The sequence below is a fragment of the Spirobacillus cienkowskii genome, from assembly GCF_037081835.1.
Lineage (GTDB): Bacteria > Bdellovibrionota_B > Oligoflexia > Silvanigrellales > Silvanigrellaceae > Silvanigrella > Silvanigrella cienkowskii.
The window spans coordinates 1,982,503-2,001,690 of sequence record NZ_CP146516.1; the positions used below are offsets into that span (position 1 = coordinate 1,982,503).

Here is a 19,188-nt window from a genome sequence, read left to right on the forward strand (position 1 = left end):
ACAAAATATTTCTTAAAATTAATTAAGGAAAGATTTTTAATGTATCAAAAAACATTAGTATTTATTTGTATTTTTTTATTTTTTATAAATTCATGCAAAAAAATTATTAATTCAGAGATCGCGCGTAGTCCAGGACCATCCTCATGCTTGGCAAACAGAAACGAAATTTTATCTACAAATATAGTAGGAGGCCAAATTGTTGATAATACTACAGTTCCTTCGGGCAGAAATACGGTTGGAATTGTATTGCCTTTGGGAAATTCAATGTATGTCGTATGCACCGGAACCGTTGTGGCAGATAACCTTATTCTTACCGCAGCGCATTGCTTAGATGACATAGATCATAACAATGTTTCTCCAGGCCATATTGTGTTTTCAGATCAATTGAACTTTAGCCGGAACTCTGTGGTATCATCCCCAATCACATGTTGGCAAAAACACGGCAGCTACACCTCTTGTGCCGACACCAATTCATTGGGCTGTACTCTATTTGATATAGCCTGGTTAAAAATTGGCAATAGCGCAACAGCAAATTATGGCTACAATACTATTTCTGTTTTAGCAAATCCTCAATTGATTACAGCAACTGAATCAAAGTGGATGTTTGGCTTTGGACATTTGAGTGATTCTCAGTCAAATACATCAAATAGAAAGTATTCTGTTATGTCTGCCTCATCGATTAATTTTCCAGACACTATTCCAGGAGGGGCTATTACAAATTTCAATGCAATTACATTTAACAATGCTTATCAAAGCTATTTAACCGTTATCGGGCCAAACAACCAACCAGGCTCTGCAAAAGGAACCTGCATGGGGGATTCTGGAGGTCCCGTATACCTTAATCGCAATGGAAATTATATTTTAGCTGCACTCACACAAGGCTCAAACTCAGTGCTAACCCCACACCCCACAAACACGGCACCCCCTTACAGCTTTAATTCGTCTCAGTATGCTTTATGCAATGACGGCTATGGCGTTTACACAACCATTGGTAACTATATCAATTGGATACAAACGAGCAGTGGAGTGACATTGAGCCTCTTTTAAAAAATCAAACAATTTAACAGTTGTTTTGAACAGTTAACTGATCGAGTAAATCTTTAACCGTCATGCGCGAGACACCAAGACTTCTCAAGGATGAAGCAACAACATTTAAAATTGATTTTTCTAAATCAAATACTTTTTCATCACCAACTTGACGATAGACTGGCTGATGCGCATCAATAAGCGCAATGGCATCTGAACCCAATTCTGTTTTTAAATAATCAACACTAGGATGCACATTTTCAATGTAAAATTGATACCGACTTAATAATGATGTTTCATCATCATCAGCCCTGCCTCGTTTTGTGGCTCTTGATAACATTTCTTGTTTACTAATACTTAAATGCAATACTTTAATAACCGGAATACCAAACCGTTTTAAAAAAGAAATTAAATGTTGCGCAGCTTTAACAGTTCGTGGGTAACCATCTAAAATAAAAGGATGAGTTTTAAATTCTGGAGAATGTTCTATATGAGCCGCAATAAAATCTTGCGTCCATCTATTTGGAACCAACAAGCCATTCATTGTGCAAAATTCAAGCCATTCTAACTGACTTGTAAATTTATCCATTTCTTTTCGTTTAAAATACAACTCCATTTCTGGTACATAATTTAAAACTTTGCGTGTTAAATCGTCTGTGGTATCCACACAGTCAAAAATATTGACTGCATCTGAAATTTTATAATTTTCAGCAAGTAAAGTTGCATAGCTTTTTTCATTTTTGGCACGTTGAAAAGTTGTACGCAAAATTTCGCCCATTGATAAATGAGCTTCTTGAGGAATAGACATTACCTTAGATAAGGCAACAGCAACCTCTCCTTTTCCGCAGCTTGAGGGTCCTGTTAAAATTAAAACCCCCGGACCCCGTAATGAAACACGTTCAACTTTAATTTTAGACTCTAATTCATAAGCAACTCGGCTCAATGACATGTTTCATTTCCTATTTATTAAAGTAATATTTGTACTTGATTTTGTTTTAGCTGTTCGAGAATTGATTTTAAAATAGTTTCTTCTTGAGAAATTGCTGGGTATAAAGGAGCGCGAAGATTAGGACCACACAAACCCAAATGAGAAAGCATCCATTTTACTCCAATAGGGTTTGGTACAGAAAATATGCCACTATTTATGCAGTATGTTGCTAAATGAATTTTTTGCATTTCTTTCAAATTGTTCTTATAAAAATTTTGTAAAATTTGTAAAAGCGCATTAGGAATAATATGCGAGGTGACAGAAATCACACCTTCGGCTCCACACAAAAGCGCTGGCGCATAAGTTGCATCGTCTCCTGATAAAATTCTTACATTGTTTTTGTTACTTTCTTTTAAAGCATTTTTCATTTCTACTATTGCATTTACATTTCCAGCAGCTTCTTTAATAGCAACAATGTTTTCATTTTCAGAAGCAATTGTAGCTAATGTACCTGGTAAAATATTAACGCCCGTTCGACTTGGCACATTATAAATACAAATAGGTGTATTTTTTAATGCTAATGCCACCTCTCCGTAGTGCTTAATCAAACAATGCTGACTTGGTTTATTGTAATAAGGAGTGACTACCATGACTCCATTTGGAGAATTATTATTAGTATTTTTTATTTGTGAATATTTTATTGATTTATCAATAGTTGTTTTTGTATAATTTGTGCCTGTGCCAACATATACATGAAAATGATCATCTTGATGATTTAATGCAGCAAGAACTAAACTTTCTGACTCTTGTTCTGTGAGTGCTGCGTTTTCTCCTGTTGTTCCTAAAACAACAATCCCATGAATTCCTGCTGCTTTTTGATAAGCGATTAGTTTATCAAAAGATTGAAAGTCAACCTCTCCATATTTATCAAAGGGAGTTACGATTGCGGTCATGACTCCAGTAAAAGGTTTGTGACTCAAGGGTTTCTCCTTCCAAGTTAAAAACTTCTGCCTGGCAAAGGATAGCTATGTTAAAGAAACTTAGCAAGAATTGCATGAGCCTGTTGACCTCTACGTTGAGATTTGCTAACCACTCAATTACTCAAAAAGGGGCCGGTAGCTAAATGGTTACGGCAGCTCGCTCATAACGAGACGATCTGGGGGTTCGAGTCCCTCCCGGCCCACCACTTTTATGATTTTAAAACTCCACATCCATCTATTATCATTTGCATTCAATAAGAAGCTCTACAGTCGATTTCTTATGCACTTCTGCATCCGACGTCATACAGTTTACATTAAATTTATTTTTATCATTGTTTCCGTAGCAATTTGTACGGGAAGGGGTTGAAACGTAAGAATCATCCGCCCGCCCAACCTTTTGGGCCGTAAGCCGTGGCACAACCAACCAAACTTAAAATCAATAAACTTGCAATAAGAACGCAACGCATTGGATCTAACCCCTTAATAAAATTATTTTACATTGTGACAACGTGTCGAAGATACTGAAATGAGCAACAGACCTTAATTTAAGGTCACCACTTTTCTCTAGGTAAGAAGTTCATCAAGTTCTTTTGAAATCAACTCTGGAGTATCAGTGGGTGCGTATCTTTTAAGCACTTCACCATTTTTACCTATCAAAAATTTTGTAAAATTCCACTTAATAAATTCTGTTCCGAGTAATCCTTTGCTTTGTTTCTTTAAATATTGATACAATGGATGCGCATTTTTGCCATTTACTTCAACTTTTGCAAACATTGGAAAAGAAACCTGGTAATTTAAATTACAAAAATTTTTGATTTCGTTTTCATCTCCTGGCTCTTGTGCACCAAATTGATTGCAAGGAAACCCTAATACATAAAAACCCTTAGCATTGTAATTTTTATAAAGTTTTTCTAATCCTTCATACTGTGGCGTAAAACCACATTTACTGGCTGTGTTGACAATTAATAAAATATTTCCTTTAAATTCTTCTAATCTTTTTACATGACCATCTATATTTTTGACTTCAAAATTATAAATCGATTCATTTGTCATATTTGACTCTCCTTCTTTTGATTGTTTACATACACCCAACAAAATTCTAGATAACTTAAATAATTTTTTAATATCAAATACATATATTGGCAAATGAGGTTTTCTAAAAACTAGACAGTTTCTATTGACAATGCTAACTTGCTCCAGTAAACGGAAATCACCGCAGTCGTAGCTCAGTTGGTTAGAGCACCACGTTGACATCGTGGGGGTCAGAAGTTCGAGTCTTCTCGATTGCACCATGAAAATGGTGTTCAAAATGAATTCTAAGAATTTCCAAGTTATCGATGGATTTAACATCATTGCACCCGCCTACGACCTTGCCAGCGATGCAATAACTTTTGGTCTCCATAGAGTTTTTCGTTCAAGACTCTGCTCCAATGCAATATCACTTACACCACAAAATGGAACACTGCTCGACCTTGCTACAGGCACAGGAGACGTTGTTCTTAAAGTTGCCCACTCACGCCCAGATATCTCTATTACAGGATTAGATGCCGCAGAAGGCATGTTAAATATTGCGCAAAAAAAAATAGAACATAAAGCAAAACTATTTCAAAAAAATATTGAATTTAAACTTGGTGATGCCCTAGCAATTCCATTTTCTAACGAAACATTTGACACCATTACAATAAGCTGGGGAATTCGTAATTTTACGCCGCTATCTGTTGCATTAAAAGAAATTATGAGAGTTCTTAAACCCAAAGGACACTTAATCATACTAGAAGTTGGCAAACCAGAATTCTCATCAATTCAAAAAATTTCTCGTTTGTGTAAAAAAAACTTTCCTAAAATTGAAAGTAAACTCACAGATTTTCTACCAGTTTCTTTTCAACAAGCCAATTTATCAGAATCCTTTCCAAGTGGTAGCCAGCTTGTTGCAGAACTGTACGATAGCGGTTTGATAAATGCAAAATCTACCAATCCCCTTGGTGCAGGTTTTGTTTATTTATACTCTGCTCAAAAGCCTGCTGCGAGATAATGCTGAACTGTATAAAGCAACCCCTCATCCAATTTATGAGTTGGTTCCCACCCCAACTTATTTTTAATCTTAGAATTGTCTATTGCATACCGCCAATCGTGCCCAGGTCTATCTGTCACAAAAGAAATGAGGGATTCATAGTTTATAGAAGCTGGTTTTAATTGATTCATAATTTTACAAATCATTTTTACTAAACTCATATTACTCACTTCAGTATTGCCACCAACATTAAAACACTCTCCAACACAAGAGCGTTGTAATACAGCATCGATAGCAGAACAGTGATCAATCACATACAGCCAATCTCTAATGTTACTTCCATCTCCATATACAGGAATGCGCTGCTGCTCTAAACAGCTTCTAATCACGGTTGGAATGAGTTTTTCTGAATGCTGAAATCGACCATAATTGTTAGAACAATTCGTAATAGAAATTGGTAAACCATAAGTATTTGCATACGCTTTCACCAAATGATCCGAACTTGCCTTCGTTGCCGAATACGGAGACTGTGGATCATAAGGCGTGATTTCAGAAAATGGAAGATCATGCAATGACAACGAACCGTACACTTCGTCCGTAGAAATATGATGAAAACGACATTGATTTTGAGTTAATTTTTTTTCAACAATCCACACTTGACGCGCAGCCTCTAGCAATTGAAACGTGCCAAGCACATTTGTTTGCACAAAATGCAGAGGATTTTCGATGGAACGATCAACATGACTTTCTGCCGCAAAATTTATAATTTTTGTTATTGAATATTGTCTTAACAAATTTACAATTAAATTTTGATCACAAATATCACCTTGTACAAATTTATGGGAATACAAATCAGATAAATTTGACAAATTTTTTAATGAACCAGCATAAGTGAGTTTATCTAAACTTATTATTTTTATTTTATGATATTTTTCAAACATGTATCTAACAAAATTTGAGCCAATAAATCCCGCAGCCCCTGTTACAAGCAAAACATCTTCATGCACCATTTCGCACCCTGCCCAATAAAACATTTACACATGATTGTTCAATACTTTTAGAAGATATTTGCCATAGCTATTTTTAGATAAAGCCAGAGCTAATTTTTCGAGTTGATCAGCGGAAATAAAACCTTTACGCCACGCAATTTCTTCTGGACAACAAATTTTTAAACCCTGTCTTTCTTCTAATACAGAAACATATAATGAGGCTTCAAGCAAAGACCGAGGGGTTCCTGTATCTAGCCACGCAACACCTCTACCTAATATTTCTACTTTTAATTTTTGCAAACTTAAATATTTTTTTAAGATATCTGTAATTTCGAGTTCGCCACGCAACGATGGTTTGAGTTCTTTTGCAAATTGTACAACATTGCAATCAAAAAAATAAAGCCCTGTAATTGCAATATTTGACTTAGGATCTGTGGGCTTTTCTTCTATTGAAATAATTTGCCCTTGAGCATCAAAATTTACAATACCATACCGCTCAGGATCATTAACAGAATAACCAAAAACCAAACCGCCTTCTAAATCCTTGCGACAATCTTCAAGGTAATGCATAAAACTTTGGCCATGAAAAATATTATCACCTAACATTAAGCACACATCGCTTTTACCAATAAAATGTTCGCCAATTAAAAAGGCTTGAGGGAGTCCTGCAGGCTCGCGCTGTTCGGCATAAGATAAAGAAATTCCTAAGCTGCTTCCATCTCCTAAGAGTTCTTGAAACAAGAGGAGATCTCTTGGGGTAGAAATAATCAAAATTTCTTTAATATTTGCCATTATCAGCATTGAAAGAGAGTAGTAAATCATTGGTTTATCATAAACAGGAATCAACTGTTTACTTATAACTTGGGTCACAGGAAATAGACGGGTTCCAAGACCTCCGGCTAAAATTATTCCTTTCACGAAACCTCCTCCAAATCCCTTGACACAAACCTTAAGGCGCTTAGCCTTTATCTTACTGCCTTGCACCAAACAGGCAAACACAAAACCTCTTTATAGGAGACTTTCATGAATAAATCTATCCGTCCTTTAAACGATCGCATTCTTTTGAAACGTATTGAAGCAGAACAAAAAACAGCTGGAGGCATTCTTATACCAGATAATGCTAAAGAAAAACCTCTAGAAGGCAAAGTGATTGCAGTTGGAAACGGTAAAATATTGGAAAACGGCACACACCAAACTCCTGATGTCAAAACTGGTGATAAGGTTTTATTTGGCAAATGGAGTGGCAATGAAATCAAAATTGATGGCGAAGAATTTTTGCTTGTTAAAGAAGACGAAATTCTTGCAGTAATTGAAGCTTAATGTATATACTTTTTCTGTTTTCTTAAGTTAACTAAACTATTATTTTTTATACAGAGGATAAAGACAATGGCTGCTAAAATGATTTCCTTTAATGAAAATGCACAGAAAAAAATTCTTTTTGGAGTTAATACGCTTGCAAGTGCCGTTAAGGTCACATTAGGTCCCAAAGGACGCAACGTTTTAATTGAAAAGAGCTATGGTGCTCCTTTAATTACTAAAGACGGCGTCACCGTTGCAAAAGAAATTGAGCTCGAAGACAAGTTTGAAAACATGGGCGCCCAAATGGTGAAAGAGGTTGCTTCTAAAACCAACGATGATTCTGGTGACGGAACCACAACGGCAACTGTGTTAGCACAAGCCATTTATCGCGAAGGCTTCAAAATGTTAGCGGCAGGACATGCTCCGAGCGAACTCAAAAGAGGCATCGACAAAGCTGTTGAAAGAGTGATCCAAAATCTTAAAAACATGGCACGCCCTGTGAGCGAGTCTGAAGTTAAGCATGTTGCAACAATTTCTGCCAACAACGACCCTAGCATTGGCAAAATGATTGCAGACGCAATGAAAAAAGTAGGCCAAGATGGTGTGATCACTGTTGAAGAATCAAAAGGTCTTGAAACATCTGTTGACGTTGTTGAAGGCATGAAATTTGACCGCGGCTATCTGTCTCCTTACATGGTGACTGATCAAGAGCGCCTCGAAGTTGTATTTGAAAATCCATTTATTCTTTTATTTGATAAAAAAATATCTGTCATGAAAGATATGGTTCCACTTCTAGAAAACATTGCGCGTAGTGGTCGTCCATTGCTTATCATTGCTGAAGATGTTGAAGGCGAAGCACTTGCAACATTGGTGTTAAATAAACTATCTGGCACTATTAAAGTGTGCGCAGTGAAAGCTCCTGGCTTTGGCGATCGCCGCAAAGAGATGCTCAGTGACATTGCTGTACTCACTAACGGCATTGTGATTACAGAAGAAGTTGGCATGAAGCTTGAAACAACAACTCTTGCAGAACTTGGCCAAGCGGAAAAAGTCATTGTTGATAAAGACAATACTTTAATCACTGGCGGTAAGGGAAGCAATGATAAAATCAAAGCTCGCGTTGCAGAAATTAAAGCACAAATTTCTCAAACAACATCTGACTACGATCGCGAAAAACTTCAAGAACGTCTTGCAAAATTATCTGGTGGCGTCGCTGTCATTCGTCCTGGTGCTGCAACTGAAGTTGAACTCAAAGAAAAGAAAGATCGCATTGAAGATGCTCTTAATGCCACTCGCGCTGCGGTTGAAGAAGGCATCATTGCAGGAGGAGGCGTTGCATTGCTTCGTGCTTCTTTAGATCTTGTAAACGTAAAAGGCGAAAACGCAGAACAACAAGCAGGAATTGAACTTGTTCGTCGTGCTCTCGAAGAACCAGTTCGCATTATTGCACACAACGGTGGCCACGAAGCAAGCGTTGTTGTTGCTAAGATTTTAGCAAACTCAGATGTCAATTTTGGTTTTAATGCACTGACAGACAACTTTGAAGACCTCATGAAAGCGGGTGTTATTGATCCTGTTAAAGTCACTCGTTGCGCTTTACAAAATGCAAGCTCTGTTGCGAGTTTGTTATTGACAACAAACGCCATGATTTCAGAAAAGCCTAAAAAAGAATCCGCTCCTGCTAGCATGCCTGGCATGGGTGGTATGGGCGGCATGCCTGGAATGGGCGGCATGGATTACGACATGTAATCTGCTTGTTGCCTTTTTAAAATAGTACGCATACAAAGCTCAGTACGCATCATTTCGGCGCGCACTGAGCTTTTTTTTAGGGGATTGTATGAGCCCACAACGCAGGTTTTGGCAAGAAGTTTTTGCTGGAATAACAACATTTTTTACAATGTCTTATATAATTATTGTAAACCCTCAAATTATGTCTACACCTGGCACAGGAATGTCCTTTGTAGGCTCTTTAACTGCAACAGTGCTCATTTCATTCTTAATGAGCTTTTTAGCAGGTGTTTATATTAAACTCCCCTACGCACTGGCACCAGGAATGGGTCTCAATGTATTTATCGCTTATTCAATTATGTTAGGTGAAAAAGTTCCATGGCAAACAGCAATGGGACTTATTTTTTGGTCTAGTGTTTTATTTATTATTGTCTCAATTTTTCCAATTCGCCAAAAAATTGTGGAAGCGTTGCCTGCAAACATGAAATACGCATTGTCATGCGGAATTGGTTTGTTTTTAGCATTTATTGGTTTAAAAAACATGGGAATAATTGTTTCTCATCCAGTTACATTTGTTGCATTAGGAAAAATAAATTTAACAATATTATTTGGATTATTAGGTTTTGTATTAGCATTTTTCTTATTTATACGAAAAAAACCCTACGCATTTCTTGCATCAATTTTATTTATAACAGGTCTTTCTTTATTAAGTGGTGACATTGCATTACCTAAAGAATTTTTTTCGCTTCCAGACTTTAAATCACATTTTTTTCAACTCGATCTCGTTGGATCTCTGAAATGGAGTTTTATTCCAGTAATTTTAGCGATTTTTATGACAAATTTATTTGATTCGTTATCTTCAATTATTGGCCTAGCAACGAATGCTGGTTTTATTGATAAAAAAGGCACACCACAAAAATTGAAAGAAACTTTACATATCGATTCTTTTGGTTCGTTAATATCGAGTTTATTTGGTACAGCACCAGCCACAGTATTTATTGAAAGTTCTGCAGGAATACAAGCGGGTGGCAAAACCGGTTTAACAGCAATTGTAACAGCAGTTTGTTTTCTACCTTTTTTATTTTTATCTCCCTTAATAACAGTGATTCCAGTTTATGCAACAGCTCCTGTGTTAGTATTTGTAGGAATATTAATGTGTCACTCAATCAAATACATTAAAGCCGAAAAAATGGATGATTTAATTCCTGTTTTTCTGACTATTATTTTAATGCCCCTTACATTTTCTATTACTCAAGGAGTGCTTTGGGGAATTATTAGTTACGTTTGTTTAAAAATTTGTGTTGGTAAAACAAAAGAAATATCTTTAACTTTATGGTTGATTGCAATAATTTGTGCGTTATCTTTACTCTTAGAGCACTCTACATTTTTTTCGTAACAAAAAATATATAAGATATATATAAGATATATATAACTAAAACGAATAAAATAATTTATTTTTCTAAAAAATCATCACAAAAAAAGTAACAAAACAATATTTACTTCACAATAAATAGCTGCTAACAAAGAAATGCTCCCAGAAAAAGAGCTGCTTTTTAGAGCTGTTTTCACAATTAAATATATAATTAAAAACAGAGGAAAATAACATGCGTTTTGTAAAAAATTATTATCTGCATACAATTTTTTTAGTTTCAACTTTATTTGGCTGTAAAAACAAACTAGATCCTAACGAGCAAAATATTCATAAAGTCGAAATTGAGCCCAATTTAGAGGAAACTAAAAACAAATCAATTATCAAAAATTGCCAAAGTAGTTATAGTCCAAACTGCTCCATGGAATCAACTTATTCTAAGTATTCTAAGATCTCTTTGTCTTTTTCAAAAAAATATGAATCAGATAAAATTACCATAACAAAAATAGATTTCAATGATCAAGCAAAAAATAGAGAATTTTACGATGATATATCAAGAGCAGACGAATCAATAGAATCAATACATAATCACTCAATACCTTATGCAACTTTTCTTAATTTATTACAAAAATTAACCATTATTTATTTTAACTCAAATGATTCAATTAGCATTAATTTTAGTAGTATTGAAGATAAAAATAAATTTTGCGATGAGTTAGAAAAATATTTATATATATTATATCAAGCGACAGAAAGCACTAGTTATTTTGATCATTTACGTCGACCAAAACAAAACATTAGTGAACGTGGCAATTCGTTGCTTAAAGATTTATTTTCTTTAAAAACCTTTAAAAAAGATGAAAATAATTTGAATTACGAAGATTTAAAAAATATTTTATTTTTTCCTAAAGAAGGTTTTGATTTATTTAAAAATAATTTATTAGATATAATTAGAAAAAACAAAGAAAAATTAACATCAACTTAATCTAAAAAGTCAAATAGAATTGAACAAATTTGTCTGCAGCTTTTGTTGTATACACTCTAAGACAGCGCTCACAGTAATTTTATCGTAAGCTAGTTTTTCTTGAAGTTCACCTAACTCTTGACAAGAGATCAATTTGTGCTTTGGGTAAACATACTTTTGCCATTTTTAACAAACTATTATGCAGCCCTAAAAGCCTCCCCAATAGCGTCTTACCGAAGCAGAACCCACAAGAGTTAAAGTGGCTGCGGGGCTGGCAAAACCGGTTTAACAGCAATTGTAACAACTGTGTATTTTTTTCCTTTTTTATTTTTATCTCCCTTAATAACAGTGATTCCATCTTATGCAACAGCTCCTATTTTAGTATTTGTAGGAATATTAATGTGTCACTCAATCAAAGACATTAAAGCCGAAAAAATGGATGATTTAATTCCTGTTTTTCTGACTATTATTTTAATGCCCCTTGCATTTTCTATTTCTCAAGGAGTGCTTTGGTGAATTATTAGTTACGTTTGTTTAAAAATTTGTGTTGGTAAAACAAAAGAAATATCTTTAACTTTATGGTTGATTGCAATAATTTGTGCGTTATCTTTACTCTTAGAGCACTCTACATTTTTTTCGTAACGAGAAGTTTTATAAATAGAACAATCTGTAACTAATAGATTTGATTAAAAATAAATAACATTTAAAATATTATAAAAAAAATAACGCTCATAATATTTACTTAATAAAAAATAATTGGTAACAGAAGTTAGCGCAAAGTAGAAAAGCGACTTAAGTTTATCAACTCTATATTTAAATTAATAATTTAAAAAATAAAATACGGCTCACTTAAATCTAAAATAGGAGAACGTCAATAAACTAATTATGAAACTTGAATAATCTAACCATAGAGGATAATATGAGTAAAAAAAATATTTATTACGTATCTACACTTCTTTTAACTTCAACAATATTTGGATGCAAAAACAATCAAATAGAAGAAAAAGTTGCTGATATTAGTTTTTCAAAAGACATCACATTTAAAGATTGCGCAAGAAATACGCCAAGAGTAAACTGCAGAGTGGAATTTAATTACAAACAAAAAATAATTCCTTTAAAACTTACAAGAATCTACTTACCAGATAAGATTACTCTACAACATTTAGCTTTTTTGAATAACGACGACACCAAAATATTTTACGAAAATGATCTGCTTAATATAAATAGCTTGAAGTTTAATAAAGGTTTAAAGTTTGAAGATTTTAATACTTTTTTAGATAAATTTATCATTAATTACCTAAATGATTCAGATTCAATTAAAATTGAATTTATTGAAAATAAAAAAGAAAATATATATTCTAATTTAATAAACTTTCTCACAGAATCAATTGAACTAACAGTTAATGATAAGAAAATTAATCAAATATTAACTAATGATTTAGATATTTTAAAAGCAATAAACCAAACAAGTTTTAATTACGAAAATCTAAAACAATTGAAATTTATTTCAGAAGATCTTGATTCACTTGAAAAAATTTTGCTAGATATAATTAGAAATCACAAAAGTGAGATAATTCAATCAAGTAATTAATAGAGATCTATTAATTTATCCATAAAAACCGCATATTTCAATTCTAAAAAAATGTTTTTCTTTGAATTAAAAATTCTTACCAATACTAGAATATTAAGCCAATATTTATCTTAAAATTTTTAAATTAATAATTTAAATAATTAATATTTTTAATGACATATATATATTTAAATATTTTGTTTAATTTTCTCTATTTTTTATGCATATTTACCCTTAAAAAATTTTAAATTTTTCTTAACAATAAAAATTTAAATAATAAAAAAAAAATCCTCATAATATTTTACTTAATACAAAATAACTGGTATAAAATGTTGACGCCAAGTAAAAACAGATAATGTCTGTTACCAAGTTCTAAATTTAAACAAAGACATTAACTACAAAAAATAAATTACAATTAAGTTAACCCTAAAATAGGAGAATGTAACTTGTTTTATAATGAAATAGAGTAACAAAAACAACATAACTACAAAGGTAATGTATATGAATAATAAAAAAATTTTTTGCATGTCTTCAATTCTTTTAACATCAACAATATTTGGATTCAAAAATAATCAAAGCCAAGAAAAAATGAGTGATTTTAATTTTTTGGAAAAACATAAAATCGCATGCCAAGCAGATCCTTCAAGAGAAAAGTGCGACATGAGATTTAATTACAAACAAGAAATAATTAGTTTGCAACTGGTAAGAAATTATGACCCAAATACAAATAAAATTATCATAAGAAAAATTAGTTTTAAGAATAATTCCTCGGCTGGTTTTTTTTATGGACAGGTTTTGTCTAATAAAAGTCATTTACATTTTCCATTTAATGATTTTATCAATTTTATTAAAAATTTAACTATTGTTTACTCAAATGATTTAAATACAATTGATATTGAAATTAATGATGGTTCAAAAAACACTATTTTAAATACATTAAAAGAGTTTACTAAAAATCTCGGTCTAAAAGAAGAAGAAACATATTTAAATACACTAGATCCAGCAAACTTTAATTACAATGATTTAAAACATTTAAAATTTATTGCAGAAGATTTTTCAGTCCTTGAAGCATTTTTACTAGATATAAGCATAAAAAACAAAGTAAATATGATTACAAAAACAATGGATGATATTAGTTTTTCAAAAGACATTCAAATTAAAGGTTGTGCAAGAAATACGTCAAGAGCAAACTGCAGAGTAAACTTGAATTACAAACAAAAAATAATTCCTTTAAATCTTACAAGAATCTACTCATCAGAAAAAATTACTCTAAAACATCTTGCATTTTTGAATAACGAGGACACCAAAATATTTTATGAAAATGAGCTGCTTAAGATAAATAGTTTGAAGTTTAATAAAGATTTTAAGTTTGAAGATTTTAATACTTTTTTAGATAAATTTATTATTAATTACCTAAATGATTCAGATTCAATTAAAATTGAATTTATTGAAAATAAAAAAGAAATTATATATTCTAATTTAATAAACTTTCTCACAAAATCAATTGAGCTAACAGTTAATGATAAGGAAATTAATCAAACATTAACTAATGATTTAAATTATCTAAACACAATAGCTCCAACAGATTTTAATTATGAAAAACTAAAAAAATTACAATTTATTTCAGTAGACCTTGATTCACTTGAAAAACTTTTACTAGAAATAATTAGAAATCACAAAGATGAGATGATCCCATCAGATGAATAATATCAAATAGTCTTTTCTAAATGTGCCTGAAGTGTTTTTTGGGCACATTCTACAACAGCACTCACTGTAATTTTATCGTACGCTACTTTTTCTTGAAGTTTACCTAGCTCCTTTCGAGAAATAAATTTAGGTTTAGGATAATCACACTCCTTTGCCATTTTTAGCTTGCGATCATGCAGCCCTAAAGGCCCCCAGCGCATTTCAGAAGCCGATCCCACAAGAGTTAAAGTAGGAGTTTGTGTCCCTGCTGCAATAAACTGCATGGAGCTTGTATTTGTAATTAAAAGAGATGCTTCTTTAACCTTATCAACCAACTCTAAAATAGATGCTGGCTGCACAATTTCAAAATCCTCTTGCGCAACTTCTTGTAACCATTCAGTTTCGTTCAACGCACCAATAATTTTAATAATCACGTCATTACTTTTTAATTTTAAAGCCGCTTCGCGAAAACGATGACTTTGCCAAGCCTTTTCGCGAATACTTGAGGTTGGGTTTATTAAAATTAACTTTTTATCTCTGCAAGAATTGAGATATTTTTGATAATCTGGCGGAAACCATTTTAAAGCGGGCAAACCATATTCATGCCAATAGCTTTTTCTTTTTGCAAAATACTCAAGATCTAATGCAGCAACAATGTTTAAAAATCTATCGCGTTCATGCAAATGCGCACCTTTTTTATCGTGAATAAAATGAGTAAATAAAGGTTTTGCAAGTTTACTGCGATTTGATCCCACACGAATTGCGACATTTGCAGCACAAGAACTGAAAGCAAAACGCAAACTTTTACTTCTAAAGTCTATTGTCATTTGAAAATCTTTTAAAAATTCTTTAAGAGATTTTTTGTTGAATTCTACTTCGTTCCAAGAATTATCACCAATGATTGATTTCCAGAGTTTTAATTTTTTAAACCTCTTATTAACAACAGTTTCTAAAATTTGATCAATTTGAGGCCATTGTGTTGGTAAAATAATTTGTGTCCACCAACCAGAACCAACTAAAGTAATTTTTGCTTCGGGATACATATTTGTAATTTCGTAAAGAGCAGCTGTCGCAACCAAAAGATCCCCAAGACCTCCTGCATGGTGCACAGCAATGTTTTGAGGTTTGAGCAACATTTTATTTTTATCAAACATGTGAATCGAGTTACCCCCCATTAAAAATTGGCTATAATTCTCAAAAATAGATGATAGAGTGAATATTTGCAAGAGTTATAAAGGTGATGTATGAAAAAACGATGTTTGAATTTACCTGACCAGGAGGCTTAAAATGGCTTTAATTTCACTAAGACAATTACTTGATCACGCTGCAGAAAATAATTATGGCGTTGCAGCATTTAACGTCAATAACCTCGAACAGATTCAAGCAATCATGGAAGCCGCTAAAGAAACAAACAGCCCTGTAATTCTTCAAGCAAGCCGTGGCGCTAGAAATTATACCAATGATATATTTTTAAGACATCTTATTTTAGGTGCCGTTGAGCTTTATCCAGATATCCCAGTTGTTATGCATCAAGATCATGGCAACAGTTTACAAACTTGCCTTTCTGCAATTCGCAACGGATTTACCAGTGTCATGATGGATGGCAGTCTCAAAGAAGATGCCAAAACTCCCTCAGATTTTGAATACAATGTTAAAATAACCGCAGATGTTGTGCGTGTCGCGCATGCCATGGGAATTTCTGTTGAAGGAGAGCTTGGCTGTTTGGGTTCGCTTGAAACAGGCAAAGGAGATAAAGAAGATGGGCATGGCTTTGAAGGAACTTTGTCGCACTCGCAACTGTTAACAGATCCTGCTGAAGCCGCACAATTTGTCGAGCTCACTAAAGTTGATGCACTTGCAATCGCAATTGGCACAAGTCATGGTGCCTATAAGTTTACAAAAAAACCAGACGGCAAAACATTAGCTATCGATCGCATTCGCGAAATTCACCGTCGTTTGCCAAACACCCATCTTGTGATGCATGGCTCAAGCTCAGTTCCACAAGAGTTGCAAGCCGAATTTAGAAAATACGGTGGCGACATGAAAGAAACCTGGGGAGTTCCTGTTTCAGAAATTCAAGAAGGTATTAAAAATGGTGTCCGCAAAATCAATGTGGATACAGACAACCGTCTAGCTATGACTGTTGCAATTCGTAAAATTCTCACCGAACACCCTGCAGAGTTTGATCTGAGAAAATTTTTGGTGCCAGCACGCGACGCCATGAAAAAAATCTGTGCACAACGTATGGTAGAATTTGGACAAGCAGGCCAAGCTTCAAAAATTAAGGCTATTCCTCTAGACAATATGGCAAAACGTTATGTCTAATTTTAAAAACGACTCCGATCTCAAACCGTTTTTGCTCAGTAACGCAAAAACGGTATTTCGCTGCAGTATATTTAAGGTTACAGAACAAACAGCAGAAACCCAAAATAAAGAGCACAATTTAAATGTTTATACATTAAACTGTGCCAACTGGGTTAATGTCGTGCCTGTGACTGCATCTGGACAGATTGTTTTGGTTGAGCAACATCGTTTTGGTTCTAACAATTTTACATTAGAAGTCCCAGGAGGAGCTGTAGAATACGGAGAAAAAGACTCCACAATGACAGCCCTTCGCGAACTTGAAGAAGAAACAGGTTTAACCACACAACGCATGTTGTCTTTACCTGGCTTTTCGCCAAATTCTGCAATTCAAAGTAATAAAATTATTTATTTTATTGCCTTTGATGTGCAGCCATTGCAACAACCCGTTGATCATCAGGATCCATTTGAAAACATCAAATTGCATTTTATTGATTTTCAGGATGCTGTCACAATGGCAAGAACAGGACAAATTCAGAATGCTTTATCAGCGCTGGCTATTATGCTCGCTGAACCGTATTTAAACGCTAAATTTAAGCAACCTCGGTAATTTCGGTACGCCGAATCACTGTGACTCTAATTTGTCCAGGAAACTCAACTTCTTTTTCAAGCTTTTTAGCAATCCCTTCTGCCAAATCAGAAATATCATTTTGTTTAACTCGATTGTTATCAACAAATACATGCACTTCTCTTCCTGCATGCATAATTGCGGACCCCGTCACACCCTGTTCTTGAAAACTATTGACCACACCGGATATTCCATCAATACGCCGGTGATACCCTTCTTCCATATCAACTCGAGCACCTGGACGCGCTCCGGACATGGCATCTGCTGCTTTTAAAATATAGGCAAATGGAGTTTCAACTATTTTATCATCATGATGCGCTAAAACAGTATCAACAATTTCTTCTTTTTCGCCATACCGCAAAGCGTAATCACCACTGATGACTGCATGACTGCCCTCAATTTTATAGTCTAGAGCTTTACCAATATCATGCAAAATTCCTGCACGGCGTGCATGCATCGAATCGACTCCAACTTCTTCTGCAATCATACTTGCCAAACGCGCCACTTCGATGGAGTGAAAATATTGATTTTGTCTATGACTTGTCCTGTAATTTAAAGAACCAATTAATTTTAAAATATCGGGATGCATATTGGAAAAAATTCCTAAAGCCTTCATTGCATCCTCTCCCATTTTTAAAATATATTTTTCAATAAATTTTTTGTGTTTTTCAAATATATTTTTAATTTTATCTTGTTGAAAAATATCTTTGGCTAACATTTCTTCTAAGGTCAAGCGGATCATTTCTTTTTCGATGCCCGCTCCTCCTGAGATTTTAAGCATCGATGGCAGTTCGTCATTGATTGTTAACACACTAATTGCAGAATCTGTGCCAGTTATCAGCGACGATATGATGGGTGATTCTTCATGAAAATGTTTTACTAAAATATCTTTTGACGCCACAGGCACAATGAATGAAGATTTTGGCCAAACAAAACTTGGCTGATAACGTAGGTAAACCGCATCCAAAACATTTCTTGCGAGTTTTTGCGCATCTGATTTTAGGTACTCGGCTTGATCCATCATCCATTTGGTAATCCCAAGCTTTTCAGCAGCAATACATTCTTCTGACATTTCATAAAAAAACTCAGATTTATTTTTACCTACCTTTTGTTCTAAATTAGAGTGGTAAACTTTTTGAATATCTTGGCACTGTTCATTTATTTTATTAATATTTTCTATCATTGCATTCAAAGTAGCATGTTTTTGTAACACGTCACCATCGCGTTTTTCTAATTCATTAGCAAATTTGTCGACTTCTGATTGTCTCTCATTCAATTCTTGCTCATAAATTTCTTGATGATTTAACAACAACTCTCTCTCATGGTCGAGTTCCATCACCTCTGCCTGATATTGCTCTCGGGTTGCAATTAATGCTTCTTCTAAAATTAATTTTCGCTGAGCTTCGGCATTTTTTAAAATAGCATCCATATTTTCTTTAACAGGAAAATCTCCTAAGCTCACAAGAGAACGACGCGCAAATAATTTTGCAAGATAGACTCCCGTTAAAATTCCTAAAATAGCTCCAATAAGAGCAAAAATAGACCAATGCATTTTTAAAACCTTCAATTTTAAATTATTTTTATGCAGAATGAGAATTTTTAAAAAAACTCATTCCTATTTTCAAGTTAATCTATATAGATTAACCTTAATATTTACGGTACCACGGATAATCCTAAGAAGAAATAAACTTTCAAGGAAGTGATTAATA

General features: G+C 33.7%; 18 protein-coding genes, 2 tRNA genes and 1 pseudogene. 13 read left to right on the plus strand and 8 right to left on the minus strand.

Annotated elements, in window-relative coordinates; translation table 11 throughout:
* Positions 1–39 precede the first annotated feature (39 nt).
* Positions 40–1,047: a trypsin-like serine protease gene (locus Spiro2_RS08810; RefSeq protein ID WP_338635388.1), complete on the plus strand. Its 1,008-nt coding sequence runs from the start codon at positions 40–42 to the stop codon at positions 1,045–1,047.
* A gap of 13 nt (positions 1,048–1,060) precedes the next feature.
* Here Spiro2_RS08810 and Spiro2_RS08815 read toward each other — a convergent pair whose 3' ends face one another.
* Entirely contained in the window at positions 1,061–1,975 is a 915-nt protein-coding gene (locus tag Spiro2_RS08815) for a nucleoside monophosphate kinase (protein ID WP_338635390.1), read from the minus strand.
* Between the two features lie 17 nt (positions 1,976–1,992).
* A complete protein-coding gene (gene dapA, locus Spiro2_RS08820) occupies positions 1,993–2,934 on the minus strand; it encodes a 4-hydroxy-tetrahydrodipicolinate synthase (protein WP_338635391.1) in 942 nt (313 codons plus the stop codon).
* Positions 2,935–3,063: 129 nt separating this feature from the next.
* Between dapA and Spiro2_RS08825 the strand changes: the two genes are divergently transcribed.
* A tRNA-Ile gene (locus tag Spiro2_RS08825) sits at positions 3,064–3,140 on the plus strand.
* Between the two features lie 35 nt (positions 3,141–3,175).
* Here the strand turns inward: Spiro2_RS08825 and Spiro2_RS08830 are convergent.
* Both Spiro2_RS08830 and Spiro2_RS08835 read right to left on the minus strand, forming a co-directional pair.
* Positions 3,176–3,352, minus strand: coding sequence for a hypothetical protein (locus Spiro2_RS08830; RefSeq protein ID WP_338635392.1), 177 nt, complete (start codon positions 3,350–3,352; stop codon positions 3,176–3,178).
* 146 nt (positions 3,353–3,498) lie between these two features.
* Positions 3,499–3,987: a glutathione peroxidase gene (locus Spiro2_RS08835; RefSeq protein ID WP_338635394.1), complete on the minus strand. Its 489-nt coding sequence runs from the start codon at positions 3,985–3,987 to the stop codon at positions 3,499–3,501.
* 162 nt (positions 3,988–4,149) lie between these two features.
* Here Spiro2_RS08835 and Spiro2_RS08840 point away from each other — a divergent pair.
* Positions 4,150–4,226 (plus strand) — tRNA-Val (locus Spiro2_RS08840).
* Between the two features lie 17 nt (positions 4,227–4,243).
* Positions 4,244–4,966: a class I SAM-dependent methyltransferase gene (locus Spiro2_RS08845; RefSeq protein WP_338635395.1), complete on the plus strand. Its 723-nt coding sequence runs from the start codon at positions 4,244–4,246 to the stop codon at positions 4,964–4,966.
* Here the strand turns inward: Spiro2_RS08845 and rfbB are convergent.
* Together rfbB and rfbA are read right to left on the minus strand one after the other, a co-directional pair.
* Positions 4,945–5,955, minus strand: a complete 1,011-nt coding sequence (gene rfbB / locus Spiro2_RS08850) for a dTDP-glucose 4,6-dehydratase (protein ID WP_338635396.1) — start codon at positions 5,953–5,955, stop codon at positions 4,945–4,947. The two genes, Spiro2_RS08845 and rfbB, sit on opposite strands and share 22 nt — an antisense overlap.
* 24 nt (positions 5,956–5,979) lie before the next feature.
* Positions 5,980–6,852: a glucose-1-phosphate thymidylyltransferase RfbA gene (gene rfbA / locus Spiro2_RS08855; RefSeq protein WP_338635397.1), complete on the minus strand. Its 873-nt coding sequence runs from the start codon at positions 6,850–6,852 to the stop codon at positions 5,980–5,982.
* Between the two features lie 105 nt (positions 6,853–6,957).
* On the opposite strand from rfbA, the gene groES reads away from it, so the two are divergent.
* From groES to Spiro2_RS08890, 7 genes and pseudogenes are all read left to right on the plus strand, one after another.
* Complete coding sequence (gene groES / locus Spiro2_RS08860; RefSeq protein WP_338635399.1) at positions 6,958–7,254, plus strand: co-chaperone GroES; 297 nt, start codon at positions 6,958–6,960, stop codon at positions 7,252–7,254.
* Positions 7,255–7,320: 66 nt separating this feature from the next.
* On the plus strand, positions 7,321–8,982 hold the full coding sequence (gene groL, locus Spiro2_RS08865; protein WP_338635400.1) for a chaperonin GroEL: 1,662 nt from the start codon (positions 7,321–7,323) through the stop codon (positions 8,980–8,982).
* Positions 8,983–9,070: 88 nt separating this feature from the next.
* On the plus strand, positions 9,071–10,357 hold the full coding sequence (locus Spiro2_RS08870) for an NCS2 family permease (RefSeq protein ID WP_338635401.1): 1,287 nt from the start codon (positions 9,071–9,073) through the stop codon (positions 10,355–10,357).
* Between the two features lie 208 nt (positions 10,358–10,565).
* Positions 10,566–11,315: a hypothetical protein gene (locus Spiro2_RS08875; protein WP_338635402.1), complete on the plus strand. Its 750-nt coding sequence runs from the start codon at positions 10,566–10,568 to the stop codon at positions 11,313–11,315.
* A gap of 261 nt (positions 11,316–11,576) precedes the next feature.
* Positions 11,577–11,810, plus strand: a pseudogene (locus Spiro2_RS08880) (solute carrier family 23 protein); the annotation flags it as partial.
* Positions 11,811–12,213: 403 nt separating this feature from the next.
* A complete protein-coding gene (locus tag Spiro2_RS08885; RefSeq protein WP_338635403.1) occupies positions 12,214–12,885 on the plus strand; it encodes a hypothetical protein in 672 nt (223 codons plus the stop codon).
* A gap of 480 nt (positions 12,886–13,365) precedes the next feature.
* Positions 13,366–14,571, plus strand: coding sequence for a hypothetical protein (locus tag Spiro2_RS08890; RefSeq protein ID WP_338635404.1), 1,206 nt, complete (start codon positions 13,366–13,368; stop codon positions 14,569–14,571).
* Between the two features lie 2 nt (positions 14,572–14,573).
* On the opposite strand, the gene Spiro2_RS08895 is transcribed toward Spiro2_RS08890, so the two are convergent.
* Complete coding sequence (locus Spiro2_RS08895; protein WP_338635405.1) at positions 14,574–15,704, minus strand: glycosyltransferase family 9 protein; 1,131 nt, start codon at positions 15,702–15,704, stop codon at positions 14,574–14,576.
* Between the two features lie 133 nt (positions 15,705–15,837).
* On the opposite strand from Spiro2_RS08895, the gene fba reads away from it, so the two are divergent.
* Together fba and Spiro2_RS08905 are read left to right on the plus strand one after the other, a co-directional pair.
* Positions 15,838–16,875 (plus strand): class II fructose-bisphosphate aldolase, encoded by a 1,038-nt coding sequence (gene fba / locus Spiro2_RS08900; protein ID WP_338635406.1) that lies wholly within the window; start codon positions 15,838–15,840, stop codon positions 16,873–16,875.
* Positions 16,868–17,461, plus strand: coding sequence for an NUDIX hydrolase (locus tag Spiro2_RS08905; RefSeq protein ID WP_338635407.1), 594 nt, complete (start codon positions 16,868–16,870; stop codon positions 17,459–17,461). Before fba ends, Spiro2_RS08905 begins: the two co-directional genes overlap by 8 nt.
* Here Spiro2_RS08905 and Spiro2_RS08910 read toward each other — a convergent pair.
* The gene (locus Spiro2_RS08910) at positions 17,445–19,031 is read right to left on the minus strand and encodes an HDIG domain-containing metalloprotein (protein WP_338635408.1); all 1,587 of its coding nucleotides are present in this window, start codon (positions 19,029–19,031) and stop codon (positions 17,445–17,447) included. The genes Spiro2_RS08905 and Spiro2_RS08910 overlap by 17 nt on opposite strands.
* Between the last annotated feature and the right edge of the window lie 157 nt (positions 19,032–19,188).